Annotated in this window: 19 protein-coding genes and 10 pseudogenes; 14 read left to right on the top strand and 15 right to left on the bottom strand. The window is 61.6% G+C overall.

Annotated features, from left to right (window positions below; translation table 11 throughout):
* Nucleotides 1–417 precede the first annotated feature (417 nt).
* Both U0023_RS27050 and U0023_RS27055 read right to left on the bottom strand, forming a co-directional pair.
* Nucleotides 418–588 (bottom strand): annotated as a pseudogene (locus tag U0023_RS27050) (aminotransferase class V-fold PLP-dependent enzyme); the annotation flags it as partial.
* A 354-nt stretch (nt 589–942) separates the two neighbouring features.
* Complete coding sequence (locus U0023_RS27055) at nt 943–1,641, bottom strand: IS6 family transposase (RefSeq protein ID WP_009762360.1); 699 nt, start codon at nt 1,639–1,641, stop codon at nt 943–945.
* 163 nt (nt 1,642–1,804) lie between these two features.
* Here U0023_RS27055 and U0023_RS27060 point away from each other — a divergent pair.
* Together U0023_RS27060 and U0023_RS27065 are read left to right on the top strand one after the other, a co-directional pair.
* Nucleotides 1,805–2,212 (top strand): annotated as a pseudogene (locus U0023_RS27060) (hypothetical protein); the annotation flags it as partial.
* Between the two features lie 152 nt (nt 2,213–2,364).
* Nucleotides 2,365–3,855 (top strand): aldehyde dehydrogenase family protein, encoded by a 1,491-nt coding sequence (locus tag U0023_RS27065; protein ID WP_009762358.1) that lies wholly within the window; start codon nt 2,365–2,367, stop codon nt 3,853–3,855.
* A gap of 96 nt (nt 3,856–3,951) precedes the next feature.
* Here the strand turns inward: U0023_RS27065 and U0023_RS27070 are convergent, their stop codons facing one another.
* Entirely contained in the window at nt 3,952–5,301 is a 1,350-nt protein-coding gene (locus U0023_RS27070) for an IS701 family transposase (RefSeq protein ID WP_009762357.1), read from the bottom strand.
* A gap of 222 nt (nt 5,302–5,523) precedes the next feature.
* On the opposite strand from U0023_RS27070, the gene U0023_RS27075 reads away from it, so the two are divergent.
* Together U0023_RS27075 and U0023_RS27080 are read left to right on the top strand one after the other, a co-directional pair.
* The gene (locus U0023_RS27075) at nt 5,524–6,099 is read left to right on the top strand and encodes an ISAzo13-like element transposase-related protein (RefSeq protein ID WP_052600416.1); all 576 of its coding nucleotides are present in this window, start codon (nt 5,524–5,526) and stop codon (nt 6,097–6,099) included.
* Nucleotides 6,089–6,718, top strand: coding sequence for an ISAzo13 family transposase (locus U0023_RS27080; RefSeq protein ID WP_322883798.1), 630 nt, complete (start codon nt 6,089–6,091; stop codon nt 6,716–6,718). The genes U0023_RS27075 and U0023_RS27080 overlap by 11 nt, the downstream gene beginning before the upstream one ends.
* A 257-nt stretch (nt 6,719–6,975) precedes the next feature.
* On the opposite strand, the gene tnpA is transcribed toward U0023_RS27080, so the two are convergent.
* Nucleotides 6,976–7,365, bottom strand: a complete 390-nt coding sequence (gene tnpA / locus U0023_RS27085; RefSeq protein WP_009495338.1) for an IS66 family insertion sequence element accessory protein TnpA — start codon at nt 7,363–7,365, stop codon at nt 6,976–6,978.
* A pseudogene (locus tag U0023_RS27090) lies at nt 7,358–8,580 on the bottom strand (IS4 family transposase). Before U0023_RS27090 ends, tnpA begins: the two are co-directional and overlap by 8 nt.
* Nucleotides 8,581–8,764: 184 nt before the next feature.
* On the opposite strand from U0023_RS27090, the pseudogene U0023_RS27095 reads away from it, so the two are divergent.
* Together U0023_RS27095 and U0023_RS27100 are read left to right on the top strand one after the other, a co-directional pair.
* Nucleotides 8,765–9,580: pseudogene (locus U0023_RS27095) on the top strand (IS1380 family transposase); the annotation flags it as partial.
* A 153-nt stretch (nt 9,581–9,733) separates the two neighbouring features.
* Nucleotides 9,734–10,258: pseudogene (locus U0023_RS27100) on the top strand (transposase); the annotation flags it as partial.
* Between the two features lie 442 nt (nt 10,259–10,700).
* Here the strand turns inward: U0023_RS27100 and U0023_RS27105 are convergent.
* Genes U0023_RS27105 through bioB form a run of 5 tightly spaced genes read right to left on the bottom strand, consistent with a single transcriptional unit; the run spans nt 10,701 to nt 15,832 of the window.
* A complete protein-coding gene (locus tag U0023_RS27105) occupies nt 10,701–11,789 on the bottom strand; it encodes a beta-ketoacyl-ACP synthase III (RefSeq protein WP_009762356.1) in 1,089 nt (362 codons plus the stop codon).
* Complete coding sequence (locus U0023_RS27110) at nt 11,786–13,063, bottom strand: adenosylmethionine--8-amino-7-oxononanoate transaminase (protein WP_009762355.1); 1,278 nt, start codon at nt 13,061–13,063, stop codon at nt 11,786–11,788. Before U0023_RS27110 ends, U0023_RS27105 begins: the two co-directional genes overlap by 4 nt.
* Nucleotides 13,063–13,701 carry a dethiobiotin synthase gene (gene bioD, locus U0023_RS27115; protein WP_009762354.1) on the bottom strand — a complete coding sequence of 213 codons (639 nt, stop codon included), beginning with the start codon at nt 13,699–13,701 and terminating at the stop codon, nt 13,063–13,065. Before bioD ends, U0023_RS27110 begins: the two co-directional genes overlap by 1 nt.
* Nucleotides 13,698–14,843 (bottom strand): 8-amino-7-oxononanoate synthase, encoded by a 1,146-nt coding sequence (locus U0023_RS27120; protein WP_040637915.1) that lies wholly within the window; start codon nt 14,841–14,843, stop codon nt 13,698–13,700. The genes bioD and U0023_RS27120 overlap by 4 nt, the downstream gene beginning before the upstream one ends.
* Complete coding sequence (bioB, locus tag U0023_RS27125) at nt 14,840–15,832, bottom strand: biotin synthase BioB (RefSeq protein WP_009762352.1); 993 nt, start codon at nt 15,830–15,832, stop codon at nt 14,840–14,842. Before bioB ends, U0023_RS27120 begins: the two co-directional genes overlap by 4 nt.
* A 156-nt stretch (nt 15,833–15,988) precedes the next feature.
* On the opposite strand from bioB, the pseudogene U0023_RS27130 reads away from it, so the two are divergent.
* Nucleotides 15,989–16,129: pseudogene (locus tag U0023_RS27130) on the top strand (GntR family transcriptional regulator); the annotation flags it as partial.
* Nucleotides 16,130–16,186: 57 nt separating this feature from the next.
* Nucleotides 16,187–16,621 (top strand): GntR family transcriptional regulator, encoded by a 435-nt coding sequence (locus U0023_RS27135; RefSeq protein WP_322883864.1) that lies wholly within the window; start codon nt 16,187–16,189, stop codon nt 16,619–16,621.
* A 245-nt stretch (nt 16,622–16,866) separates the two neighbouring features.
* Here the strand turns inward: U0023_RS27135 and U0023_RS27140 are convergent.
* Together U0023_RS27140 and U0023_RS27145 are read right to left on the bottom strand one after the other, a co-directional pair.
* Nucleotides 16,867–17,229 (bottom strand): annotated as a pseudogene (locus U0023_RS27140) (metal ABC transporter permease); the annotation flags it as partial.
* 51 nt (nt 17,230–17,280) lie between these two features.
* Nucleotides 17,281–17,942, bottom strand: a pseudogene (locus U0023_RS27145) (IS6 family transposase).
* On the opposite strand from U0023_RS27145, the gene U0023_RS27150 reads away from it, so the two are divergent.
* Genes U0023_RS27150 through U0023_RS27160 form a run of 3 tightly spaced genes read left to right on the top strand, consistent with a single transcriptional unit; the run spans nt 17,823 to nt 19,152 of the window.
* The gene (locus U0023_RS27150) at nt 17,823–18,170 is read left to right on the top strand and encodes a hypothetical protein (RefSeq protein ID WP_083861281.1); all 348 of its coding nucleotides are present in this window, start codon (nt 17,823–17,825) and stop codon (nt 18,168–18,170) included. The pseudogene U0023_RS27145 and the gene U0023_RS27150 sit on opposite strands and share 120 nt — an antisense overlap.
* A gap of 6 nt (nt 18,171–18,176) precedes the next feature.
* Nucleotides 18,177–18,761, top strand: a complete 585-nt coding sequence (locus tag U0023_RS27155; protein ID WP_009762347.1) for a hypothetical protein — start codon at nt 18,177–18,179, stop codon at nt 18,759–18,761.
* A 43-nt stretch (nt 18,762–18,804) separates the two neighbouring features.
* The gene (locus U0023_RS27160; RefSeq protein WP_154660906.1) at nt 18,805–19,152 is read left to right on the top strand and encodes a hypothetical protein; all 348 of its coding nucleotides are present in this window, start codon (nt 18,805–18,807) and stop codon (nt 19,150–19,152) included.
* On the opposite strand, the gene U0023_RS27165 is transcribed toward U0023_RS27160, so the two are convergent.
* On the bottom strand, nt 19,125–19,994 hold the full coding sequence (locus U0023_RS27165; RefSeq protein WP_009762345.1) for a DNA adenine methylase: 870 nt from the start codon (nt 19,992–19,994) through the stop codon (nt 19,125–19,127). The genes U0023_RS27160 and U0023_RS27165 overlap by 28 nt on opposite strands.
* Before the next feature lie 103 nt (nt 19,995–20,097).
* On the opposite strand from U0023_RS27165, the gene U0023_RS27170 reads away from it, so the two are divergent.
* Nucleotides 20,098–20,922: an IS5 family transposase gene (locus U0023_RS27170; protein WP_009762344.1), complete on the top strand. Its 825-nt coding sequence runs from the start codon at nt 20,098–20,100 to the stop codon at nt 20,920–20,922.
* A gap of 334 nt (nt 20,923–21,256) precedes the next feature.
* Here the strand turns inward: U0023_RS27170 and U0023_RS27175 are convergent, their stop codons facing one another.
* On the bottom strand, nt 21,257–22,414 hold the full coding sequence (locus U0023_RS27175; protein WP_009762343.1) for an IS110 family RNA-guided transposase: 1,158 nt from the start codon (nt 22,412–22,414) through the stop codon (nt 21,257–21,259).
* A gap of 155 nt (nt 22,415–22,569) precedes the next feature.
* Between U0023_RS27175 and U0023_RS27180 the strand changes: the two are divergent.
* A pseudogene (locus tag U0023_RS27180) lies at nt 22,570–23,411 on the top strand (IS5 family transposase).
* A 267-nt stretch (nt 23,412–23,678) separates the two neighbouring features.
* Here U0023_RS27180 and U0023_RS27185 read toward each other — a convergent pair.
* Nucleotides 23,679–23,978 (bottom strand): annotated as a pseudogene (locus U0023_RS27185) (recombinase family protein); the annotation flags it as partial.
* Between the two features lie 463 nt (nt 23,979–24,441).
* Between U0023_RS27185 and nifH the strand changes: the two are divergent.
* Complete coding sequence (nifH, locus tag U0023_RS27190) at nt 24,442–25,335, top strand: nitrogenase iron protein (protein ID WP_009762339.1); 894 nt, start codon at nt 24,442–24,444, stop codon at nt 25,333–25,335.
* Nucleotides 25,336–25,363: the final 28 nt, after the last annotated feature.

A 25,363-nucleotide genomic window follows, 5' to 3' on the forward strand; every position in this document is an offset into this window, starting at 1 on the left:
CCTGCAGCCAGGCCGGTGGCTCCCCTTGGTCGAGGACGTGGTCGAGGATGCTTGAGTCCTGCTTATCCTCCGGATTGTCACTGGCTCCGCAGTCGGCGGCAGGAAGCCCACGAGCGCTACCGCCTGGTCCGGCAACGGCTTCCAACGGCGCGGCCGGCGGCCAAACATGCCCCTGCTCCCCAAACGCCTGCACGGACATCTCGGCGGACGCCAGATTCTGCTGCAGTGGCAGCCCGCCGGCCATGTCTTCATCCGGTGCCAGAGCGTTTTCCGTAGCCAATCCGATCGTGCTATCCATGTCCATCGGGTCGGTGGCCGACGGAGAGAGGCCCGTCAGCTCCCGCACGGAAGCCCGCATCTGCAGACCGATGTCACCATTCTTCGGGATCATAACACCATTTCCTTTTTTCTTCGATAATCGAGCGTCGAAAGGATCGCCGCACTGTTGCTTTCGGTCCCGCCCGAGGTGAAGGCGATCTCATGGACGAACTCTGCGCCGATCCGCGCTTGCACCTGCCAGCGCGCCTTCTTCAGCGCCTCACCGACGGAGGCGCCAAAACCGTGCATCGACGAAGGGTTGCCGATCTCCCGTGGTTGGGATTGGCGAAGACAAAGCCAGAGGATCCAGACCCCGTGACATCGCCGGGTTGGGAGCCTGGGTCCACGAACACCTTGACGCCGGCTCGGCGGCTCGGGAAAGCACGGTCCTCACGGCGGCGACGGCATTGTCGGTCAGCGTGATCATGGGACGATTTCTCCTCAGTCTGTGCCGCGTTCGCAGCTCAGCGTGGATGGCTCTGCATATACCGTGCCAAAGGAGAGAATGATTTCACAACAGCATGATGGCTCTCATACGGCTATGTCGCATGTCTGACAGTGTCGGACAGGTTTTGTCGCAAGTTATGGCTGAGAACAGAAAGATACCAAAGCCGCATGAAACGTTTATGCAACAAGCTGCTCGAACTGATCGGCGAGCGATGGTTGCCAATTATGGGCATACGTCGCCTGTCCCTTGCGCATCATGTGAACCATCTCGATCCCGCCCAAGATCGCACGGGCGCTGTCCACGGACTTGAACCCAAGCATCGGACGCACCCGCCGCTTGATGGCACGATGATCCTGCTCAATGCGGTTATTGAGGTAGCGATTCTGGAGAATCCGGATCGGCTTCAGCTGACGTCGTGATCGATCCGGCAGCCTGTCTGTCGTATCACAGGACAGGATTGCTTCACGATTGGTCTGGCTGCCGTCGATGACAATCCTCTCGGGACGGCCATGTCGCTTGAGAGCCTTATTCAGGAAGCGTTTGGCGGCAGCGAGATTGCATCGCTCGCTGAACCAGAACTCAATGGTGTCACCGTGGCTGTCAATGGCGCGGTAGAGAAAGGTCCACCGTCCGCGGACCTTAATATAGGTTTCATCGATGTGCCACCTCCGAGTGACGGCCCGCTTGCGGAGGTTGAATTGTTCCAGAAGGAGCGGGGCGTAGCGCACCGTCCACCGATGGATCGTCGCATGGTCGACCTCAATACCGCGCTCCGCCATCATCTCCTCAAGATTTCGCAGGCTCAGATCGTAAGCCAGGTACCATCGGACGCAGAGCAGGATCACTGACCGATCAAATTGCCTACCTTTGAACATCCTGCCTCACCCTCTTCCGCCAGTGCGGGCCATAGCCCTGCGCTAGGAAAAAAAGAGTTGCGACAGATCCTCCACGCGTCGTGGCAAACCCAGCAACCGCTGCTATCCGGCGGCGGTGCGCACCGAGGCGCTGGCGCTCATCAAAGCCAACTATGCCGATTTCGGCCCGACACTGGCCTGTGAGAAGCTGGCCGAACGGCACGGGATCAGCCTGGGTGTCGAGACGGTCCCGCGCTGGATGCTGGCCGAGGGCCTCTGGCAGGATCGCCGGCAGCGGCTCAAACCCGTGCATCAGCCGCGCGCCCGGCGCGATTGCCTCGGCGAGCTCGTCCAGAGTGATGGCTCGCAGCACTGGTGGTTCGAGGAGCGCAGACCACAGTGCACTCTGCTGGTCTGCGCCAACTCGCCCCAAGCCAAGGGACGGGTGGAACGCGCCAACGGCACCCTGCAGGACCGGCTGGTCAAGGAGCTGCGCCTGGACGGGATCTCTTCGATTGAGGCTGCCACCGCATTCCTGTCCAGGTTCATGGACGACTACAACCGCCGCTTCGCGAAGGCACCGTTCAGCGATAAAGCGGCTTACCATCCTTGTCCATAAAGCCGGCCGCAAGGTTCATTTTGGCTTGCGGCGCGGCAATTGCACAATCGCCGGCGGGGTGTGTCGGATTGATGCAGCGGGACCTGCATCGGCGCCCTTAAGCCAATCAGAGTGGAATAAGACGGATGAGCCTTGAACAATCTACCATTGATTTGCTGCGGGCGTTGCCCGCGCCAGTCGGTCTGAATTTCATCGACAACAAGGCGGTTTCTGCGGCGAGCGGCGAAGTAATGCCGGTGATCAGTCCAATTGATGGAACCCAGTTGACGGTTCTCGCCGCGTCAGACTCAGAAGACATGAACCGGGCGGTTGCCGCCGCGCGGCGCAGCTTCGAAACAGGCTGTTGGTCGGGTATGGCTCCGCGCGAACGCAAAAGGATTATGCTCAAATGGGCGGATTTGATCGATAGGCATGCGCTAGAGATCGCGGTGCTTGGGGTCCGTGACAACGGCACCGATATTCGTATGGCTCTAAAGGGAGAACCGCAGTCCGCTGCAGACACTATCCGGTTCTATGCCGAAGCCATCGACAAGCGAAATGGCGAGATCACCCCGACGCGCCATGACATTCTCTCACTTATCCACCGAGAGGCGGTGGGCGTGGTGGGCGTGATCATCCCATGGAACTTTCCGCTAATGATCGGAAGCTGGAAGCTGGCACCTGCCCTGGCGGCTGGAAATAGCGTCGTCGTAAAGCCTTCCGAGGAAGCGAGCCTTTCGATATTGCGGGTGATAGAGCTCGCAGCAGAGGCGGGCATTCCGCCTGGCGTACTGAATGCGGTGAACGGACGTGGCGCCATCGTGGGCGAGGCGCTCGGATTGCACATGGATGTTGATGTACTTGGTTTCACTGGTTCAGGGGGCGTCGGACGTCGGCTGCTGGAGTATTCTGCGCGCTCGAATTTGAAACGCGTCTATTTGGAGCTTGGCGGCAAATCTCCAAATCTGGTCTTCGCCGATGCGCCAAATCTCAAGCGTGCGGCAAGAGAGACGGCAGCATCTATCTTTCGCAATAATGGTCAGGTTTGCGCGGCAGCTTCGCGTCTAGCGGTCGAACGATCCGTATATAAGGATTTCATGGAGGCTGTGCGGGCTGAGGCTACCGCCATGCGGATCGGCGACCCGCTGTCATTGGCCTTCACAACAGGGGCGCTCGCCAATGCCGCTCAACTTGCAAAAACCAGGGCCGCGATTGCTCGCGCCGCCGAACAGGGTGCCACTGTATACCATGGCGGCAACCAGCTCCATGCCGAAAGCGGCGGCTTCTATCATGAACCTACAATCCTGACCGATGTGGCCACCGAGATGGATGTTGTTCAGCAAGAGATTTTCGGGCCCGTTCTTGTTGCGCGGTCGTTCGACACCGAGGAAGAAGCAATCGCAATCGCGAACGAAACGGTGTTTGGCCTCTCTTCGGTTCTATGGACGCGCGATCTGTCGAAGGCGCATCGAGTGTCCAACAGAATAAAGTCGGGCGTTGTACACATCAATTGCTACTCGGGAGCGGATATCACAGCACCCCTTGGCGGTGTCCGGCAATCGGGCAATGGTTCGGATCGTTCGTTGCATGCCTTGGAGAAATACGAGAACCTAAAGACCAAATGGATTCAGCTGTGAGCCAAAGATCCCCTAGACAACTAATACTACTGTGTCATAAACTTTGTGTGGCAGCAGGGACATCGTGGGAGCCTTCGCACGAGAGCGCAGATGAGTTCAGCCCGGATGGTGGCGATCGACTGGGCGACGTGACGTTCGGGACGAATGGGCGCGGCCATAGGGGCCGCCCGCCTTTGAGGGGCGTGGCGCTGCTTTGCGGATCGCGAGGCGGACGGGCGCTGAGGGGGAAAACCGGCTCCGCTCGGAGACCAGGAACCCGTAAGCCGCAATGCACAGGGTGGCGTGGTGATGGAACCCGCGCCAGCCCCGCCCCTCAAAGTGTCCCAGACCGATCTCCTGCTTGAGTTCCTGATAATCCCGCTCAATACGCCAGCGCAGCTTCGCCCCATCAACAAGGTCCCGCAGCGGGGTGTCCTCCGGCAGGGTCGAGAGCCAGTACTTAGCCGGCCGCTTCTCGCCGTCAGGCCATTCGATCAGACACCACTCCTCTGGCCGCAGCGTCGCACGCCAGTAGTCGCGATGCGCCGGCCGAACACGGACGGCCGCAAAGCGCGAGGTCAGCGGAGCCTTGGAGCCTTCCCGCCACGTGACCACGTGCCAAGCGCTTCGAGGCAGATCTTTCGCTAACTTCAGGGCTGAGGCCGGCTTATGCTGAGCGTCCCGTCGCAACAGTGTGGGCGGACGCCCGCGCCCGCTCCAGGGCTGCGGCGGCACGGGTCCGGTGCCGGGCGCCCACAGGCTGGTGCTCGACGCAATCCCCACGATGTAGGTCAGACCCATGTTGGTCAGCGCGGTGCGAAACGCCGTCTCAGAGCCATAGCCGGCATCCGCCAGCACCACCGCCGGAGACACCCCCGCCAACAGGGCCGCCCGGATCTGAGCGAGCGCGATGGTGGGTTTGCTGCAAAACCGGATCGGATCCGGGACGCCGGCCTTGGCGCGCCGTTGCGGGTCCAGCGCCCATTTCTTGGGCAGATAAAGCTGATAGGCGATCGGCAGGCTCGCGTGAGCGTTGGCCAGTGACAGGCTCACAGCGACCTGGCAGGTGTCCGGCTTGCCCAACTGTCCGCAGTATTGCCGGGCCACTCCAACCGAATGGGTGCCCTTCTTGGGAAAGCCGGTGTCATCGACGATCCAGGCGCGGATGGCACCATGCCGTTCGATGACGGGCAACACCTGCTCGCGCACGCTCGCCAGCAGGATCTCATCCGACCACTCGGCCTGCGCCACGAGATGATGCAGGGATTGGTGGGCCGCCTGGGCGCGGTCGGGAGCGAGCCGCGCCGCCATGGGCTCGATGCTCTTGCGTTCACCCGGCAGGAGGAGCCCGGTACAGTAGGCCTGCATCGGGGCAATCCGATCGGCATGGCCGAGCCCTTCTGCAAGGGCATCAACATACGCGGCAAACCGCGCCTCGCGCGTCTCTGATGGGATAGGAAGGTTCATCACACGCCCTCCGTATGATGGCTCTTCCGACTATACCTCGATCCGTCAGTTTATGACACAGTAGTACTAGGGGCTTGGCAGGCAACAACCTGCCCAAATGGGCAACTGGTGCGTTGTTGGAACAAGGACCATCCGTTCTGAACGGAGCTGCCGATGTCGCTACCCTCCCTTCACCCATGTGGATGCCCCAAGTGTCACTCGCGCAAGCCCCATCCGGACCGCATGCTTCATCGGCAGATCAACCTGCTTGCCAGCCGGCTCGACGAACAGCAGCGCCGGTGGTTTATCGCGTTTGAGGCGATGCGGATCGGCTGGGGCGGCACTCAGCGGCTTGCCCAGATCACGGGCTTGAGCCCCCATACCATCCGGCGCGGCCGTCGCGAACTCGAGGCCGGGCTTGTTGACCGCCCCACCGAGCGCGTGCGGGTCGCCGGTGGTGGCCGTCCCACCCGAGAGGTCCAGGATCCTGAACTCCCACAGACCTTGGAGGAGTTGCTCGAAGGCGAGACAGCGGGTGACCCGATGGGTCGGCACGCCAAAGCCAAGCGGAGTTCTCTGCATCATCTGAGCCATGAGCTTGCCGTCGCAGGACACCCGGCCAGCCGCCCCACGGTGGCGCGCCTGCTGCGCCAATTGGGCTACTCGCCCAAAGCCAATGCACGGCGTACCGAGGCGCACAGCACGCCGCCTGAGCGCGATGCGCAATTCCAGCACATCGCCGAACAGCGCGCGCAGTTTGCAGCCACAGGTGAGCCGATCATCAGCGTGGATTCGAAAAAAAAAGGAATTGGTCGGTGACTTCAAGAACCCGGGCCAGACGTGGTGCCGGAGAGCCGAGCCGGTCTTGGTGCACGACTGGCCGCAGGATGCAGTCGGTCAGGCCATTCCTTACGGCATCTACGAGATCACAACCAACAGCGGCTATGTGTGCATCGGCGATTGCTTTGACACCCCGCGCTTTGCCGTTGAGGCGATCAGTGACTGGTGGGAGAGCGAAGGACAGAAGCGCTTTCCAGAAGCCGGGCGTCTCCTCGTCCTGGCCGATGCGGGCGGCTCGAACAGTTGCCGCTCCCGAGTTTGGAAAGCCCAGTTGCAAGAACAGCTCTGCGATGCCTGCGGGCTCGAGGTCACGGTGTGTCACTATCCCACCGGCTGCTCGAAGTGGAACCCAATTGAGCACCGGCTCTTCAGCTTCATCAGCTTGAACTGGGCTGGCGTGCCGCTGCGGACCTTTGCGACGATGGTCCGCTACATTGCCGGAACCGTCACGGCAGCCGGGCTGCGGGTGAATGCTCGCCTCAAGCGTGGTGGCAATGAGACCGGGGAGCGGGTCTCCGACGAGGTCATGCGTCGCCTCCACCTGAGGCCGCATGCCGTCTGTCCCGCATGGAATTACACGCTCTCGCCGCGAACTTGATAACCTGAATTGGCAAATAGTTGGCTGCCAAGCCCTTAGCATTACAACGACAGACCGCCCAGTGGCTCATCTGCGTCGAATTTTGTCTGACCTGATAACGCCCGGTTGATAGCCTCTAATCCCTCCGGCGTGATTTCGTAAATGGGAAGTGTTACGGCCCTGAGATCAGACTGGTTTATGTCCGCGACTTTCCTGCACCAACTGCGTTTCAAGCAGCGTCCTAAGGGACCATTTAGCCGCAATACCGTTGACTTAAGCTATAGTACCAAACGCCGGCGCAGCCGGGCGACCCACTGGTTGAAGCGGTACACCTCCAGATCATGGGATTGGCAGTACGCCGTGCGTGTCAGTCGACTGACATTCCAGTCGCGAACGTGCTGATGCCATGAAGGGCGGCCGCAGGCTTGGCCTGGTGGTCTGGAAGCAGTCTGCGGGAGAGCCGTTGACAGGAGCACCGTGTCCTCCACCATTGGCGCGACAATCCGGATAAGCGCGCTGGAGCGGACGATCGGCGCGGTCAGGGGCGGCCCAGCCCGCGCCTTGGTCGGGAAGTTGCTCATCTTGCGTTTCACCACACGTGGATTGTGGCGACCTCGACTGGGCTCGGCCGGTGTGTCGATGATCTCGATCAGGATCATCTCATGCATCTGATGCTGTCGCTGAGGGGGAAAACGCGGCATAAAACGGGAGATGCCGCCGGACAATCCGCACCGTGTGGAGGAAGGACAACGTGTCCGGGTCGCACCCGGCCTTTCGGCTGGCAGCATGGATCAGCTGCCGCACAACGCCAGATGGACGAGCAGAAAGCCATAGAGTTCTTGTTCGGCCAGATCCGCCCGGCGACTGCGCAGCATCAGGCGCTGCCCGGGCAGGCTCACCTTGAATTCGGCGAAGGTCCCCTCGCACTCCCACCGTTCATGATACAGCGCTGCCAACTCCGTCGCTGGCGCGACGGCCGGGTCGAGGAGCGTGGTGACCAGCCGATAGAGGGGCTCCGCGTCCGCGATGCCTTCCAGGCGGTAGTCGATGACGCGCACGACCTGTCCCCCCTCATTGTGTCGACGCTGCTTGGGCGAGGCGTAAAGCCGGCTCAGATACGAGCCATCGGAAAGGCGCTGGCGGCAGGGCAGTTTGTGGTTGATGCGCACCCGCCAGAGCAAGTCGGCGCCCGTCGCTACCGCCAAGCGCCACAGCTCAAAGCCGACGAAGGCCCGATCAGCCAGACACAGCATGTTCGGCTGCAAGTGCTGCAACACGCGCGGCGTCAAGCGGACCTCGCTGGTGTCGTAGCGGCCAACCGCCACGGCGAACATGGCATGGGTGCCGGTTTCAATCAGCCCCACCAGGCGCAGCTTCGGGAAGCTGCTGGCGCCCCGCGAGGCGGCAGGGCGGCCGAACTGGGCCTCCAGTTCCGGCGTATCCGGAAGATCAATGGTCGTGCCATCCACACTGACCAACCGGCGACCACGGTACCACGCTCCGGGCGTGCCGGGGTCCGCAATGGGATGGGCCACCCGCTGGAACAACTCCCGCACGGGCGTGACCCCCAGCCGGATCCGCGCACGGGTGATGGCCGACTTGGTCGCCCCCAGCGCGTCGAGCCCGCCCAGGCGGAGCCACCGCACCCCCTCCAGCAGGCATCGCAACACCTCGCCGTAGGAGGCCTGTGCATACAAGGCCAGCGCCATCACATAGTACACCACCAACGGCGCTGGCAGCTGTCGATGCCGCTGGCTCTGTCGCTGCGTCGCGACCAGCACAGCGTCAATCAAGGCCGCCGGAACGGTCGTCGTCAGCACCCCGAGTGTGACGAGATCGCTGATCCGTGGGCTGTCCGGCAGGCGCGCTGGAGGTCGGGTCATGACTGAACCCTCCGCAAGCTACCCCCCTCGTCACTTCACACCCCATCGGCAGCTTAAGTCAACGGTATTGCATTTAGCCTGGAAAATTCATGGAGGGTTGGCGGGTGTGGCTCAAGCCGCTGAGATGACTTAGGATTTGGGTGTCGAAGCCGATCCGCGTCATTTCCGGGAGAACCCACCCGCCATGAACCACTCTACGCTTCCGTTGCCGAGCCTGTCACCTGTTACCGGCAAGACCGTTCTGGCCCGATTCGACGGTGGTATGCTGTCCTCCGACGCCGGCGTTCTCGCCCTGCGCGAGGTGGACCAGCAGCTCAGGGTGGCCGAGCGGCTCGCCGCGTGCATCGATGACCCGCGATCGCAGGATCAGGTCGTTCATCGCCTGCCCGATCTGATCCGCTTCCGCCTGTTGATGATTGCCGCAGGCTACGCGGACGGCAACGATGCCATCAGCCTGCGCTCCGACCCGATCTTCAAGATGGCGCAGGACGTGCTGCCATCCGATCGCCATCTCGCCTCCCAGCCGACCCTCTCGCGCCTGGAGAACATGCCCGATGCTCGCGCTCTGGTGCGCATGGGGCGAGCCCTGGTCGAGCTGTACTGCGCCTCGTTCCGACACGCCCCGAAGCAGATCGTGCTCGATCTCGACGACACCTTCGATGCCGTCCATGGCGATCAGCAACTGCGCCTGTTCAATGGCCACTACGACGAATACGGCTTCCAGCCCATGGTGGTGTTCGATGGTGAAGGCCGTTTCGTCACGGCCGTGCTGCGCCCGGCCAAGCGACCCAAGGGCAGCGAGATCCGAGCTCACCTGCGCCGGCTCATCCGGGCGATCCGCGCTCACTGGCCCAGCACCCGCATCCTGATCCGGGCCGACAGCCATTACTGCGGCCCGCTGGTGATCGATTGGTGCCGCGCCAACGGCGTCGACTTCATTCTCGGCGTGGCGACGACCTCCACTCTGCGCCGGCACGTCACGGGCCTGGAGGCGAGCGCCAGGGCGCGCTATAGCGCGACGATTAGGATGAGCGGTGCGTCAACTATGGTGAGCGCCTGCGAGCCATGGTGATGCTTTCCTAATTGTCGCTGGTGGTCAAGGCTTTTGATTGCGCGTCAATTAGGATGAGCGGCTCAAGCTAATTGACGCCGGGCAGCGCGCTTTGCCGCGGCTCCTCTGAACGGCAAGGTGCGGCGCTTCACGGAGTTCTTCGATGGGGCTCAAAGTTGGAGCCGGGTCGAGCGCATCATCGCCCGGGTCGAGGCCGGCGCGCAGGGCAGCGACACGCGCTTCATCGTCACCAATCTTCCCGGTGGCCGCGCCAAAACCCTCTACGAGCGGATCTACTGCCGGCGCGGCATGGCGGAAAACCACATCAAGGCCTGGAAGGCGCATCTCTCGGCCGATCGCACCTCCTGCACCAAAGCGACGGCGAACCAGTTCCGGCTGTTTCTGCACGCGGGCGCCTATTGGCTGATGTGGGGTCTGCGCGTGCTGATGCCGAAGCGCTCACTCTGGCGCATCGCGCAATGCGATACCTTGCGGCTGCGGCTGATCAAGATTGCCGCCCGGGTGGTGGAACTGAAAACCCAGATCCGGCTGCACTTGCCGAGCGCCTGTCCTGACCAGACGATCCTGCGGGTGGTCCTCGGCCGGATGCCGCGTCTCGTCACCTGATCGCAGGGGCGCACACGCCCCTGACCTGAGCCCTGTCCCGTCCACCCGCAAACCCGCCATCCTCGTCCGCCCAGCCGAAGGCTCGGCGGTGGTGAAGTCATGCCTGAAATCCGGTCGGAACCACCAGCAAGGCTCGCACAGCAGACATTAAAAGGGGCGCCGTGAATTAGCCGGGCTAGTTGATTGCTGTTCTGTCCGGTTTAGCAAACGATCAGGTTGTCTCTCGCAATGTCTTGAATGACGTCCTGCACCAGGCTGCGAATCCCCGACCAGGACCAAATCCATGCCGACAGATCGTCAACTCGAGATGGGCTTCATGCTGCATGGAGTCGGCAGCGTATGAGGCCCTCGGCTGCACCGCCGCAACCATGCGCTCGGGTCGATCATGCGACAGCGTTTCCGTCGTCGAGGCTGACCTCCCTGCGCCGCCAGCGCGATCGCCTTAGTCGATCCCAAGGACGACCGCCCCACCTGTCAGGCCCGCCCCAACGGCTGACAAGAGCAAGCGTTCGCCGGACGCGAAGGGGCGCTCCCGGTTGGCAAGTGACAGGGACAAGGGGATGGTAGCAGCTGACGAGTTTCGAAATTCGCCAATCGTGTACACCGTCTTGTGGCTCGCAAGACCGATCTGGTCGCAGACCGCATCGACAATCCGGGCATTGGCTTGGTGCGGGACGAAGCGATGAATGTCCGCCGCCGTGAGCCCCGCGCGCTCCGTCGCCCGGACAGAACATTGCGTCATCATGCGGACGGCATGGGTGAACACCGCTCTGCCATCGCGCATGGTCATCAATAGTTCGCGCGGATCCATGCCTGCGGCAAACGGCCGTCTGCTGCCGCCTGCTGGAATCGAGATCAGATCGTAGTGGTTTCCCTTTGAAGTGAGATCGACGCCAAGGATCCCGGTATTCGGCATGCGCGATGGAGCGAGGACGATCGCGCCGGCCGCATCCGCGAACATGACTGCGCTGGCCCGTTCCTCCATGTTGATGCGGCGGCTCAAGATATTGGCGGCCACGACAAGGGCGGGTTTGCCGTGTGTCCTCACAAAGCCGTCGCCCAGCGTCAACGCAGAGAGGAACCCTGAGCAGGCACCGGCGAGATCGACGGCTGCCGAATGGGACAAGCCGAGTCGGTGGGCCAGCAAGGGCGCGGATGGCGGTAAGAGATGGTCTGGCGTCGATGTGGCAAGAAGGGTGAATGCCACCTCATGGCGCGCGATACCCGCGTCTTCGAGGGCGGCGGCTTTCGCCGCAAGGTCAGTCAGCGCTTCGTCAGGAGCCGCCCAACGCCGTGTCCTATTGAGACGGCTTGGGTGATCTTGAACTGTGCCAGAGCCTAGCCGGTTATCCGGCCCTATCCATGACCGCCGATCTTTCAACTGCACCCAAGCCGTCTCAGTAATACCGGTTCGGCGTTCGATCCAGCCGGATTCAAGACCCAGGCGGGTCTCGATTTCGGTATTCTCGACGCGCCTGTGCGGCACGTGGTGACCAAAGCCGGCGGCGCGGCTTGAACGCCAGCTGGTCATGGCCTGACCCTCACGATCGTGGAGGCGGCTTCATCGATCGCGGCGTAGACCCGGTCGAGATCGTCGGCCGTCACGCAGTAAGGCGGCATTAGATAAATGACATTGCCGAGCGGACGAATGAGAAGATCTCTTTGGCGAAAGAATGCTCTCAGCCGTGGACCGACCTCGGAAAGGTACCCGGACGCCGCGACATCGAGATCGAACGCCGCGATGGTGCCCGCCTGGCGGACATTGACAAAACGCGGATCGGACCGGAACTGCGCCAGCCTTTCCCGATGCATCCGCGCCAATGCTCCGATTCGCGTTGCGACCGGCTCATCTTGCCAGACGCCGAGATTGGCCAGCGCCGCCGCGCAGGCGATCGGATTGGCCGTGTAGGAGCTCGAATGGAAGAACATCCGGCTCCGATCGTGGGACAGATGGGCGTCGAAGATCTCAGTCGAACAAAGCGTCGCTGCCAGCGGCACTGCACCGCCGGTCATGCCCTTTGACGTACACAGGATGTCCGGTGTGATGCCAGCCTGTTCGCACGCAAAAAGGGTACCGGTTCGTCCCCAGCCGGTCATCACCTCATCGGCGATCAGCAGGGTCTGGTGCTGCTCGGCTATCCGCTTCAGCTCGGTCAGCAGATGCGGTGGATACATCCGCATGCCGCCGGCGCCGAGCACCAGCGGCTCGACCAGCAGGGCCGCGATCTGGCCGCCGCGGCAGAATTGCTCGAATGCATCGAGTGTGTCCTGTTCGCGGCCGGGTTCGGGAAAGGGAATGGTGTCGACATTGAAGAGCAGCGGTCCATAGGCCGCGTTGAAGACGCCACGCGCGCCGGTGGACATCGTGCCGACGGTGTCGCCATGGTAGCTGTGTTCCATGACGACGATGCGCGAACGCGGAGCGCCGCGATTGTAGAAGAAACCCAACGCCATCTTCAGGGCGACTTCGACCGATGTCGAACCGCTGTCGGAAAAGAACACATGGGCGAGGCCCGGCGGGGCGAGCCTGATCAGTCCTTTCGCCAGCTCTTCCGCCGGCTCGTGGGTATATTCGGCGAAGATGATTTGATCGAATCTCTCGCAAGCGACCCGAATCGCGTCCATGATGGCCGGGTGACGATGGCCGTGAGTGATCACCCACCAGGACGAAATCGCATCGAAAATCGCGCGCCCGTCCTCATCGATGAGATAGGCACCCTCCGTCCTGGCGATTCTCTTGGCAACGGGATCGAGCAGGTGCTGGGTAAAGGGACGCCAGACCGGAGATGGCTGAGGGCGGAGCATCACACGCACCTTTCCTGAAACTGGGACACATCAAAATGCCTGCGGAAGCTCTCGCGCAGCGCGTCAGGGGTTAGCGGATCAAGCCGAGGCAGCCGACCGAGACTTGGAACGCCGCCCATCTCGGCGATGATTTGTTGCGTGTCCGGTTGCGCGTCACCGATGAAGGCGATGCCGAGGACGGGGATCTGGCGGCGGCGAATCGCCTCGAGCGACAGCAGCGTGTGATTGATCGTTCCGAGCCCGGTCCGGGCGCAAAGGATGATGGGAAGCCGCCAGCGCGCGAAGACATCCGCGAAAACCTCGCGCCGCGTCAGGGGCACGAGCAGGCCGCCAGCGCCCTCGATGATGAGGGGCGAAGTTGTTTTGGGCAGGTGAAGTGCCTCGGGGCGGAGCGCCAGGCCGTCGATGTCCGCCGCCAGATGCGGCGAAGCAGGCGTCTTGAGGCGCCAGGCTTCGGGAAGGATGTGCTGCGGCGGAAGGCGGCCGAGCCGGCGGACGGTCTCGCTGTCGGTCTCTTCGTCAAGACCTGCCTGGATCGGCTTCCAGTAGCAGGCGCCCAGCGCATCGGCCAGAGCGGCTGAAAACACCGTCTTGCCGACGCCCGTGTCGGTGGCGGTGACGACGAAGCGCAGGCTCATGGCCTCTCCTCCGCCATGACTTGGGCCAATCGCTCGACCATGCGGGCGATCATTGGAGCATCGACGTTGAGCGTGATGGCGATGCGCAGGCGCGCGGTGCCCTTCGGCACGGTGGGCGGACGGATCGCGCGAATGTCGAAGCCGTCTGCCTGCATCCGTTCGGCGATCCGAATGGCGCGGCGGTTGTCACCGACGACAACAGGCAGAATTTGCGAGCCGCTGCCTGCAAAACCGAGACGATCGGCGACGAGTCTGTTGGCGAAAGCGACCAGATCCTGAAGCTTCTCCCGCCGCTCTGGCTCCGCCGCCACGACGTTCAGCGCCTGGCGGACACTTGCAGCCTGCAGCGGCGACGGCGCCGTCGCATAGATGAAGGGGCTGGCCCGATTGACGAGATAATCGCAGAGTACCCGGCTGGCGCCGACGAGCGCGCCGGATGCGCCGAGGGCCTTGCCGCAGGTATGCAGCACCACGACATTCTCACGTCCTTCCAGCTCCGCCGCCAAGCCCCGACCCCCGGCGCCGTGGACTCCGGTGGCATGAGCCTCGTCGATGACAAGAAAGCCATCGTGCCGGTTGGCCAGTTCGGCCAAATCCGGCAAGGGCGCCCTATCGCCGTCCATGGAATAGAGGCTCTCAACAACGATCCAGGGATGTCCCGTTCCGCCGGCCTTGCGCCATCGGCTGATGGCGTCATCGAACGCGTCCGCATTGTTGTGCGGCACGCAGACAAGTTCGGCTCGCCCCGCCGCCATGCCGGCATGCGCGCTCGCATGAACCAGCGCGTCATAGACGACAATGTCGCCGCGTTGCGGCAGGGTCGACAAAACGGCGAGATTGGCCGCATAGCCGCTCCCGAAATAGAGCATCCGCTCGGATTGGAAGAACGCGGCGGCTTCGGCTTCCAGGGCTTCATGCTCGGCATGATTGCCGCGCAGAAGGCGCGATCCACCCGCTCCGACCGGGACACCGCGTTCGAGCGCGGCGATCGCACCGGCGGTCAGACGCGGCGATCCGGCAAGAGCGAGATAATCGTTCGAGGTGAAATCGATGCCACCCGGTCCCGTCAGGACGCGCCACCGCCCTTTCTGTTGGAGCTGCCTCAGCTTCGTTTCGTAGCGGGCGAGCCGGTCAGGCATCATGCAGCCTCCGGCGCCACGGGCGTCAGGCCGAGGCGGCGCAGCAGGGCGGAATCCTGGTCGTCGCCCGGATTGGCGGCGGTCAGCAGTGTGTCACCGACGAAGATCGAATTGGCCCCGGCGAAGAAGCACAAGGCCTGCATCTCGACCGTCATGGCAGTCCGCCCTGCGCTCAAGCGGACATGAGAGCGTGGCATGAGGATGCGGGCGAGCGCGACGCTCCGGACGAATTCGATCGGGTCGACCGGCGCCGCATCGGCCAGCTTCGTCCCCGGCATCGGGATGAGCAGGTTGAGCGGCACACTCTCGGGCGGCACAGGCAGATTCGCCAGCGTCACCAGCATGTCGATGCGATCGTCCGCGGTCTCGCCCATGCCGAGGATGCCGCCGGAGCAGACCTTGATGCCGGCCTGGCGAACATGCCCCAGCGTTTCAAGGCGATCCTCGAAGCGGCGCGTGGTGACGATTTCCTGATAGAAGCGCTCGGAAGTATCGATGTTGTGGTTGTAGTAGTCGAGGCCTGCATCGGCGAGCCTCTCCGCTTGCGCAGGCGTCAGCATGCCGAGCGTCATGCAGGTTTCGAGGCCGAGCGCCTTCACGCCCTGCACCATGGCGACGACCATGTCCATGTCGCGCGGCTTAGGGCTGCGCCAGGCCGCTCCCATGCAATAGCGGGTGGCGCCGCCCTCCTTGGCCTTGCGCGCCTCGGCGATGACGCGCTCGACCTCCATGAGCTTCGACGCCTTGAGTCCGGTCGCGTGGTGCGCCGACTGATTGCAATAGCCGCAGTCTTCGGGGCATCCGCCGGTCTTGATGCTGAGCAACTTGCTGAGCTGCACGCGGTTGGGATCGAAGTTCGCGCGGTGCACCGTTTGGGCCCGGAACAGAAGATCGTTGAACGGCATCGCGTAGAGTTCGCGGGCGCCATCGAGCGTCCAAGGCCTGGTCTCTCCGACATGTGTCAGTCGCGGATTGGTCGATGGTGCTGGCATCAGGTCCTCTTTCAACAACCACAGCCCAGGCAATTGCGGCGCGGGGCAGTTCGCCAAATCATAGATAATCTACTATTGCGCATCGTGTTGGGTGCACTATACGCATGATCAACACTGATGCACCCGAATTTTTCATAGATTATCTATGAGGACAGCATGGCTGAGACGATTGCAGAGCGGATCGCGCGCGTTTTGGGCGAGAGGATCGTCTCCGGCGAGCTCGCTCCCGGAACTCCTCTGCGTCAGGATCGGATCGCCGAAGAATTCGATGCGAGTCACGTTCCCGCGCGCGAAGCCTTCCAGCTCCTTCGCGCTCAAGGCTTGGTCATCAGCGAACCGCGTCGAGGGATTCGGGTGGCCGCCCTGGATTCCAAATCGGTGCAGGAGATCGTTGAAATCCGCGCCGCCCTCGAGACGCTGGCGCTCACCTTCGCGGCGCCAAGGCTCAACGCGGCTTGCTTCGAAAGGATCGAGCGGGCCCTCGTCGCCGGGGATCAGGCTCAGACCATGACCGAATGGGAGCAAGCCAATCGAACATTCCACCGCGAGCTCGTCGCCCCTTGCGCGATGCCCAGGCTGCTGTCCATGCTGGATGACCTTCAGCTGGCCAATTCCCGCATCATTTTTTCCGCAACCCGTTCTGCTGGCTGGCGGCCGGGCTCAAGCCTCGCGCATTGGAAAATCTTTGACGCCTTGAAAAAGCGCGAGTTCGGAAAGGCAACGACACTCCTCCAAGCGCACATTCGCGGCCTAGAGCGCGCGACGGGAACTGGCGAGGCGGATCACTAGCGGATGCTGAAGGTCTGCACTCAGCTGGGGGATGTCACGCTAACTCTCGATCTGGGCTTCTGCCTTATAATCTGAGATATAAACCAAGCCCGCCGGTTCTGTCACATGAATGACGACCGAGATTCGCTCCTATCTTGCGGCTCCAATCCGGGTTTGCGACAGAACCTTGGTGGATTGCTCGGCCGGTTGCTAAGCCAGAATTCTGCGTTTTCCTTGGCAGCGCGCGAACTGCCCCAATGTGATCGTCACTCTGCGGCATGGATACGGCCACGAATGCTGAAGCCATGCCGGCAGACGAATGCCGCAAGGAAGGTGACGGCCATGAGCAGCACAATGGTCGGAGCGGGGGCGCTGTCGATGAAAAAGCTGAGATAGACACCGGCGAATGATGCCGCCACGGCGACCAGCGCCGATACGACCAGCATCGTTCCGAACCGCTTCGTCAGCAGAAACGCCACGGCGCCTGGCATGATCAGCAGGGCGATGGTCAGGATGATGCCGGTTGAGGCGAGGGCCCCCACAATCGTCAGAGAGAGCAGCGAAAGAAAGCCGTAGTGCAAAAGCCGCACCGGCAGGCCCATGGCCTGGGCCTGCTGCGGATCGAAGGCACCGTTGCAGTAACTCGAAAACGGCATAACGGACCCGGTTTAACGGGCCGCTCAGGCAGCAAGACCGAAGAGCTGATTGATGAGACGGACTTCGCCTGTCGCTCGACATCCCCGCTTGTTGTAATGACCGCGGCGGATCATGCGCATGGTTTCGAAGCCCATCAGGGTCACGGCGGCGGTTCTCATCGTCTGGAAGCCGCGCGTCGGCCGGATGACGCGCTTGAGCGCGCCATGATCGGCCTCGATGATGTTGTTGAGGTATTTCGAGGTGCGATGTTCGACGTCCTGCGACAGCAGCCCTTCGTCCTGCAAGCGTCGGATGGCCTTCGGATAGGATGCCAGTTTGTCGGTCGTGATGGAGGAGGGAGGATAGTTGCTCACTATCCTCAGAGCTTTGCGTAAGAAGCGATAAGCGGCTCCAGTATCACGCCGGCCGGACAGCATGGAGGCAATCAGACGACCGTGTTTGTCGACCGCTCGAAACAAGTATCGCCAGCGCCCCCCACGCGCACATAGGTCTCGTCCACCCGCCATGAGCCTGAGCGAGGTCCCTGGTTTGGTCGCACCCGCTTCTCAATCTCCGGGGCATAGCGTTGAACCCAGCGAAAGATCGTGCTTGGATTAACGCTGACACCGCGCTCGGACATCATTTCTGCCAGATCGCGATAGCTGATCCCGTACTTGCAGTACCAGCGCACGCACAGCAGGATGATCTCGACTGGGAAACGGCGGCGCTTGAACAAAGACAACAGGGCGGCTCCTCGATTGGCCGCTCTGGATTATACTGCCGAGGTTACCGCAACAGTGCCGTTTTAACTCTGGAAGGCTTCGATCCTCAATTACAGCCTGAGCTTCAGAAAATCGCCGAGTCGGTTGTGAAGCGCGCCAATATCGTCAGAATCAGCATTGATGCGGCTATGGCCGGCACAACGGCGGAGTAGTCTCAGATGGCCACTCCGATTGATCCGCCCACGCTTGTCCTGGGCGACGATGATCTCGTCGATTGGATGGAGCTGACCGCACTCTTCGACACCTTCGGTGTCGCGCGGGTTGACGCTCTGCTCGGCTCACTAATAACGCTGGAGGAAACAGCTGAAGACGACATCGGCGAACGTGACAAGCGGCGAGAGCAGCTTGTTGAACGCCTGGAGAACGAGATCAACCTTCGGCAGCGTAACCTAGGCGAAACCTATCCGTTTGATCTTTCCGCCTCTGGCGACGAGCTTCTTCTCGATGGCAATTGGCGCGATCCCAAGTACGCATTCTATCTAATATGCCTGATCACTACCCATGTGACGGGGTCGGCGATCCTTCGCACTCCGCCGGGCGGCGAACTGCTGACGCGACTAAGAAACCGTGTCTTCCAAATCGTCGCGACCCTGGGATTGGCTGGCTTAGCGACTGGCCCGGCCTTCAGTGTCGGCTGGCCCCGGCAAACCGGCGAGACAATTGTGGAGCTGCTCACCCGGGCGGCGGCGGCAGGGGGAGGGTTTAGTGTTAGAACCCCCCCTGGTCCCTACTTCGCCTCATGAGAAGGACGGCGGTGTCGATGTCATTGCTTGGACATCCGAGGGCATGCCGCCGCCGCCGGCCTTCTTTTTCGGGCAGACGGCGAGTGGAAAAAACTGGCCAGGCAAACCGGTGACTGATCATGCGCGTGTCTTCAGTACAGCCTATATGCTCGACCACATGACGGGAAATCGTCAGTACGTCACACTCATTCCCTACAGGGTGCTGAATGAGGCGTTTTGGAAGAGCCAATCCCTCATGCATAGGGCCATTCTTGACAGGCTGCGGCTGCCGCGTCGTGCTTTGCGAGGTTTGGAGCTGTCAATGGAAGGCGTACCAGTCGATGATGCCGACAATATTGACGTGCTCACCCAGTGGCTTGGTGACTATATAGATTGTGCACAAGCCGCTTGATTGTTAATAAGCACCTCGCGCTCTTTGCGCTTGTTCTGCAGGCTGTAAGTGACCGCAAGGTCCTCAACAGCCTGCGTGCTGTAAAGTGTTCGGATCAACGGATGATCGTCATAAGTCAGCACCCAGTGCGGCAGGGTTCCACCCTGAAGCATGTCGCTTAAAGCGATATGCTTGCCTTCGTCCATCGCATTCAGATAGAGGCGGCCGCCTGCTGTGATATAAGGCGGATCAATGAAAAAAAGTGTCTGGTTGATCGCTAAACGCCTGGTCGATCTGGCAAGAAATTTCAAAGCGTCTTCCTGAGTGAGCTGGATGCGGTCCCTCATTGTGCCTAACCAGCGTACGCGTTCGGCCAAGGCATCCCGATTGAAGCGGGCGTCGATCTTCCATTTGCCCCGCTGATCGTAGCCGCCAATCGGCCCAGCTCCGATCACTATACCCGAGCGGCTCGTCCGGTTGAGGAAAAACGTCGCGAAACCAAGCTCGAAGCTGGGCTCACTGGAACTTTCGATGATCTTGCGGGACGCATGCCATGTTTGGAGGTCGACAGGCGTTCTAAGAATTGCTTCGGAAAAGCGCTCGGGCTCGTCGAGGATAAACTTCCAAGCAGAGTAAACCTTAGGATCAGCATCATTGAGGTGGAGTTGGTCAACAGCGCCTAGCTTCAGAAGGATTACGGCCGCGCCAGCACCACCGCAGAACGGCTCGGCATAGTACCGAGGTCCTGCAGGAAGAGATTTCAGCCACTCAAGTAAATACTTATAAAGAAATGCCTTTCCGCCTGGATAACGGAAAGGTGAAATCGAACGAATGGTCGACATTTCCTCGGCCGTTGCGCTCACTTTGCCCGCCTCACCATGTCATTTAGAGGCTGACTGAAAAAGGTTGAGTGGCCTCAAGCCCCTGTGATTCCGTCGGATTTGCGAAGATTCGATGGAGGTCACGATGGTTTGGACCGAGGCCACTCGCCGGCAGTATCGGCGAGACGGGCTGCGTTATGCAAGCAACCTCACCGATGCCGAATGGGCGCTGATCGAACCCTTCATGCCCGCCGCCCGGCAGATCGGGCGTCCCCGCATCACCTGCCTGCGGGCCGTGGTTGAGGCCATCCTCTATCTCGCCTCGACCGGTTGCCAGTGGCGCCAGCTCCCCAAGGAGTTTCCGCCGTATTCGACCGTGCAGGGCTACTTCTATGCCTGGTCACGAGACGGCACCTTCGAGCGGATCAACCATGCTCTCGTGGCGGCCTCGCGCGAGAAGGACGGCCGTCAGGTGAGCCCCTCAGCCGGCGTGATTGACAGCCAGTCGGTCAAGACCACGGAAGCCGGAGGCCCGCGCGGCTTTGATGCCGGCAAGAAGATCAAGGGGCGCAAGCGCCACATCATCACCGACACGCAAGGCCATCTGGTTGGGCTGAGGGTCCATACCGCCGACATCCAGGACCGGGATGGTGCGGTGGAGGTGCTCACCTCCATCCGGGCGCTGCATCCCTGGCTGCGCCATGTCTTTGCCGATGGCGGCTATGCGGGCGACAAGTTGCGCGACGCGATCGCCACTCTCGGACGCTGGACCATCGAGATCATCAAACGCTCGGATGTGGCCAAAGGCTTTCAGGTGCTCAAGTGCCGGTGGGTTGTGGAGCGGACATTCGCTTGGCTTGGACGCTGCCGTCGTCTGGCCAAGGACTTTGAAGCCTCTATCGAGAGTGCCGTCGCCTGGACCTTTATCGCCCATATTCGGATGCTGACGAGGCGGCTCGCAAGACCCTGAAATCAAACCCGTCTTTCTGAGTCAGACTCACATGGGCTTGGATGAGTCAAGTCTGTTAAGTCAGCCGTTCATGGGGCAACCTCCGATTGATTGTTCCAGATCCAGGTTCTGAGCCGTTGCATGACGCGAGCCGTGCCCGGCTCGGTTCAAACTCACATTCGGTCGCTGCTCTCTTCTTGCAGCGGCACCACCTTCCCGCATACGACGGGCGCGGCTCAGGAGGGCGAGACCATTCTCTTAGACGGCCTTTCAAGCCAAGTCCGTTCTGCGGTTCGTCCCTCCTGGATCTGCCGGGACTGATCAGGCCCCGGAAGATGGGGTGGGTCAACGACAATCAGGTTGCGACAGCTCCCTCGATGACGACGCCGGCGGTCGTATATTTCCACAAGGCGATGAGCAATTTGCGGGCCAGTGCCACGATCATCGGCTTCTTCAGGCGGCCGCCATTGCGCGCGATCCGCTGATGGAACCAGCGGCTGAGCGCCGAGGCCGGCTGATGACGCAGCCAGAGCCAGGCCAGTTGGATCATGGTTGTGCGCAGCCGCGCGTTGCCGGCTTTCGATACGCCCTGTTCCCGATCAACCGATCCACTCTTCCACGGAGTTGGCGCCAAGCCCGCATAGGCGGCGACCTGCCGGCGGTTGCTAAAGCTGCGGAACATCCCCTCCGACCAGAGAAGAGCAGCAAACTCTGCTCCAATGCCCTTTAGGCCGAGCAACAGGGCTGCTGGCTGCGCGGCACTGACCTCTCTGATCCGAGCCAGGAGGGTATCGCGCTCGGCCTCCACGGCCTTGATCTGCTCCAGCAGCAATTCGAGCCGGTCGAGTTCACGCCCGATCTGGGTTTTAAGATGCCGCGGCAGCGGCCGGCCATCGCCCGTCGTGAGGCCCTCGAGCCGCTCGCGACGGTCACGCCGTAGGGGTTCGTAGTCGCCAATCCCCTGGGCGAATAGCAGTCCCTTGATCCGGTTGACATGCTGAACCCGCTCGGCAATGAGCGTCTTGCGTTCCCGGCCGATACGGCGCTGATCCTCCTCCTCCGGCGTGGGCGCTTTGACCATGGCACAGACGCGCGGTTCGCCGCGCTTGTAGGCCAGCAACGTCCGGACCAGGGCTTCGCCGTCGATCTTGTCGGTCTTGGCCCGTCGCTGCCTGCGTGAGGTGGCAATCGAGGCGGGATCAACGACGTGACTTTCGATCCCCTCATCCTGAAGCACGCGATGGATCCAGAACCCATCGAGACCCGCTTCCTGAACAGTGATGATCGGAAACATCTGACCGGTTCGCGCGCGCGCTTTCTCCTGCAACTGCGCAAACCGCATCAGCAGGCCGGCCACATCGCCGCCGCGCACGCTGTGCTTGGACATCTTCTCACCGGCCCCAGGGGACAAGGAGGTGATCAGCCAAAGGGACCGACTGAGCTCTAACGAGACGAAAATGGCGCCAAGATTAATCTGGATAGCAGTCGGCGTGGATCCGTGATCGACGGGCATGGACTCCCTCCAATGTGAGTGGTTCTGCAATCTCACTCTGCCAGAAAGCAGATCGCTATCCACGCCCATGGGATCTCTTAGAGCCTGTCCGAGTGAAATTTGAATCCGAGCAATGACTTGTGATTCACTGGTGGCGCCGATTTGCGGAGGCGCCCATGTGGACCCCAGAGAACCGAGGTCTCTACGCTCGCCCAGGTTTGCGCTACCCGAGCGACCTGACGGATGCCGAATGGGATCTGGTGCGACCGTTTCTGCACCGTCGCACGAAGTCCGGGCCAGCCCCGGAGCGCTTGCGCGAGATCCTCAATGCCGTTCTGTATGTCTTGAGCACAGGCTGCCAATGGCGGGCTTTGCCCAGAGACCTGCCGCCGCGCAGCACCGTGCACGGCTGGTTCGTGCGCTGGCATTGCGATGGCGTGCTCGACCGCCTGCACTTCGCGCTCTACCAGCAGGTCCGCGAACTTGAGGGACACCACGCCAGTCCCACCGCCGCGATCGTCGACAGCCAGAGCGTCAAGAGCGCCGAAAAAGGGGGAGGCATATCGATCCGATCGGCTATGACGCGGCCAAGAAAGTCAAGGGCAAGAAGCGTCACCTCATCGTCGACACGCTGGGCCTGATGCTTGGGCTGAATGTGACACCGGCCGACGTGCAGGACCGGGATGGCTTTCTGCCGCTTCTGAAGAGTGTGCGGCGCGTGTTCGTGTTCCTGGAGCGCCTGTTTGCCGATGGCGCCTACAGTGGCGCAGCAACAGCCGCGGCCGCGAAACGGACCGGCAAGGTGGTTCTGGAGATTGTCAAACGTTCGGATGCCGCCAAAGGCTTCGTGGTGGTTGCGAAGCGGTGGATTGTCGAGAGAACCTTTGGATGGCTCGGCCGCTGCCGTCGGCTGGTCAAGGATTTTGAGAACCTCACGCGCACGCAGCTGGCGTTCGTGCAACTCGCCATGATCCGGCTCATGACCCGCAGGATCGCAAGGCTTTGTCAAAGCTCATGAATCGCTCGGACCGACTCTTAGACGCCACTGCATAGTTGCGAAAGCGCCGATTGCCAATCTAACAAGATATCATTAAAGGCTGGCTAAAGTCGACGTCCGCATGCCATAACCAGCGAGTTATCCAGAATAATCTGGAATTGTCCTGGTGTTTTACTTCAAGAAAGTATGTCGAGGCTTGCCGCAACACCCAGCAGGTCGAAGCAGATTTGATTTCCTAATCCGAGCCTGTTTGAACCCGTTGCAAAGGACGCTATGCGGCCCTATGTTCTACGCCCGCTTTGCGAGTTTGGCGATTGTCGCTCGGCTGCACCTGGTAGCAGCCTGAATATTCGACCGTGATGCCCCGACCTTGAGCATCGAGATGATCCCGGCATTGCGGACAGTGTTCTCTGGGCGTCCCTTGTAGCGGCCTGCAACCTTGGCCTTTGCCTGCCCCTGGGCCTGACGGCGGCGGCGGTCCTCGTAGTCCTTGCGGGCCACGGCGGCCAGAACATCGAGCATCATACCATTGATGGCGTCGAACATGCGGGCGGTGAAGTCATCGGCCTTTGCGGTCGCCATCATCCAGTGTGAAGATCGTCAGGTCCCGATGCCGTCTGGTGGCGATCTCGCTCGTTGCGTTCTTCCGCAAACGGAAAGGCAACAGATATCCGGCATGAGGACTTCTCCACTGGGGGAGCTTGGATGTGCAAAGGCCTCCATTTCGACGCTCGTTGATCCAGCTGTTCGTACGCTGATAGATCGCCAGCCCTTATGGCTCTCCAGCGAGGTCAACGTATAGCGATCGCAGGTCACGCCATCCGACACCTTCTGTCGTGTTTGTCGGGTCTGCGACACAGGCTTGTTGAGCCCGTCACTTGTTGCGCCGCAGGCTAAGTAGCTGAAAAGCAATCGCAAAGTTCGTTCTTCGGCTCGATCGCCAAATTGGCACGAGTTTTGAAACTCCCTCGTCGCGGCGCGGCAGGAGCTGTCGACCGATATTCATGTCGTGGGTGACATCGCGATCGCTGAAACGAAGGAAGGAAGCAACATGGCAGGTCTGCGTCAGATCGCATTCTATGGGAAAGGAGGTATCGGCAAATCCACCACCTCCCAAAACACGCTCGCCGCCCTTGTCGACCTCGGGCAGAAGATCCTCATCGTCGGCTGCGACCCCAAAGCCGACTCCACCCGCCTGATCCTGAACGCGAAGGCGCAGGACACCGTCCTCCATCTCGTGGCGCAGGAAGGCTCGGTGGAAGACCTCGAACTCGAGGACGTACTCAAGGTTGGCTACCGAGGCATCAAGTGCGTGGAGTCCGGCGGCCCCGAGCCGGGCGTCGGCTGCGCCGGCCGCGGCGTCATCACCTCGATCAACTTCCTCGAGGAGAACGGCGCCTATGACGATGTCGACTATGTCTCCTATGACGTGCTCGGCGACGTGGTGTGCGGCGGCTTCGCGATGCCGATCCGCGAGAACAAGGCCCAGGAAATCTACATCGTCATGTCCGGCGAGATGATGGCGCTCTATGCCGCCAACAACATCGCCAAGGGCATCCTGAAATATGCCCATGCGGGCGGCGTGCGACTCGGCGGCCTGATCTGCAACGAGCGCCAGACCGACCGTGAGCTCGACCTCGCCGAGGCGCTGGCGGCCAAGCTCAATTCCAAGCTCATCCACTTCGTGCCGCGCGACAACATCGTCCAGCACGCCGAGCTCAGGAAGATGACAGTGATCCAGTACGCGCCGGACTCCAAGCAGGCCGGGGAATACCGCGCGCTGGCCGAGAAAATCCATGCCAATTCGGGCCAGGGCACCATTCCGACCCCGATCACCATGGAAGAGCTCGAGGACATGCTGCTCGACTTCGGCATCATGAAGACCGACGAGCAGATGCTTGCCGAGCTTCAGGCCAAGGAAGCGACGCGGGCGGCCGCCCGGTAACCGCCGCTGCCGACAGGAGGCGCCGACC

This window comes from Microvirga lotononidis, assembly GCF_034627025.1.
GTDB lineage: Bacteria > Pseudomonadota > Alphaproteobacteria > Rhizobiales > Beijerinckiaceae > Microvirga > Microvirga lotononidis.

Excerpts from the sequence above, each read along its gene's own strand:
- tnpA (WP_009495338.1), bottom strand. The coding sequence starts at position 7,365 with ATGCATGAGATGATCCTGATCGAGATCATCGACACACCGGCCGAGCCC.
- U0023_RS27175 (WP_009762343.1), bottom strand. The coding sequence starts at position 22,414 with ATGCCCGTCGATCACGGATCCACGCCGACTGCTATCCAGATTAATCTT.
- U0023_RS27070 (WP_009762357.1), bottom strand. The coding sequence starts at position 5,301 with ATGAACCTTCCTATCCCATCAGAGACGCGCGAGGCGCGGTTTGCCGCG.
- U0023_RS27160 (WP_154660906.1), top strand. The coding sequence starts at position 18,805 with ATGCCGCCGCCGCCGGCCTTCTTTTTCGGGCAGACGGCGAGTGGAAAA.
- bioD (WP_009762354.1), bottom strand. The coding sequence starts at position 13,701 with ATGAGCCTGCGCTTCGTCGTCACCGCCACCGACACGGGCGTCGGCAAG.
- U0023_RS27105 (WP_009762356.1), bottom strand. The coding sequence starts at position 11,789 with ATGACCAGCTGGCGTTCAAGCCGCGCCGCCGGCTTTGGTCACCACGTG.
- U0023_RS27155 (WP_009762347.1), top strand. The coding sequence starts at position 18,177 with ATGGCCACTCCGATTGATCCGCCCACGCTTGTCCTGGGCGACGATGAT.
- U0023_RS27120 (WP_040637915.1), bottom strand. The coding sequence starts at position 14,843 with ATGATGCCTGACCGGCTCGCCCGCTACGAAACGAAGCTGAGGCAGCTC.
- U0023_RS27110 (WP_009762355.1), bottom strand. The coding sequence starts at position 13,063 with ATGCTCCGCCCTCAGCCATCTCCGGTCTGGCGTCCCTTTACCCAGCAC.
- bioB (WP_009762352.1), bottom strand. The coding sequence starts at position 15,832 with ATGCCAGCACCATCGACCAATCCGCGACTGACACATGTCGGAGAGACC.
- nifH (WP_009762339.1), top strand. The coding sequence starts at position 24,442 with ATGGCAGGTCTGCGTCAGATCGCATTCTATGGGAAAGGAGGTATCGGC.
- U0023_RS27075 (WP_052600416.1), top strand. The coding sequence starts at position 5,524 with ATGCTTCATCGGCAGATCAACCTGCTTGCCAGCCGGCTCGACGAACAG.
- U0023_RS27055 (WP_009762360.1), bottom strand. The coding sequence starts at position 1,641 with ATGTTCAAAGGTAGGCAATTTGATCGGTCAGTGATCCTGCTCTGCGTC.
- U0023_RS27170 (WP_009762344.1), top strand. The coding sequence starts at position 20,098 with ATGGTTTGGACCGAGGCCACTCGCCGGCAGTATCGGCGAGACGGGCTG.
- U0023_RS27065 (WP_009762358.1), top strand. The coding sequence starts at position 2,365 with ATGAGCCTTGAACAATCTACCATTGATTTGCTGCGGGCGTTGCCCGCG.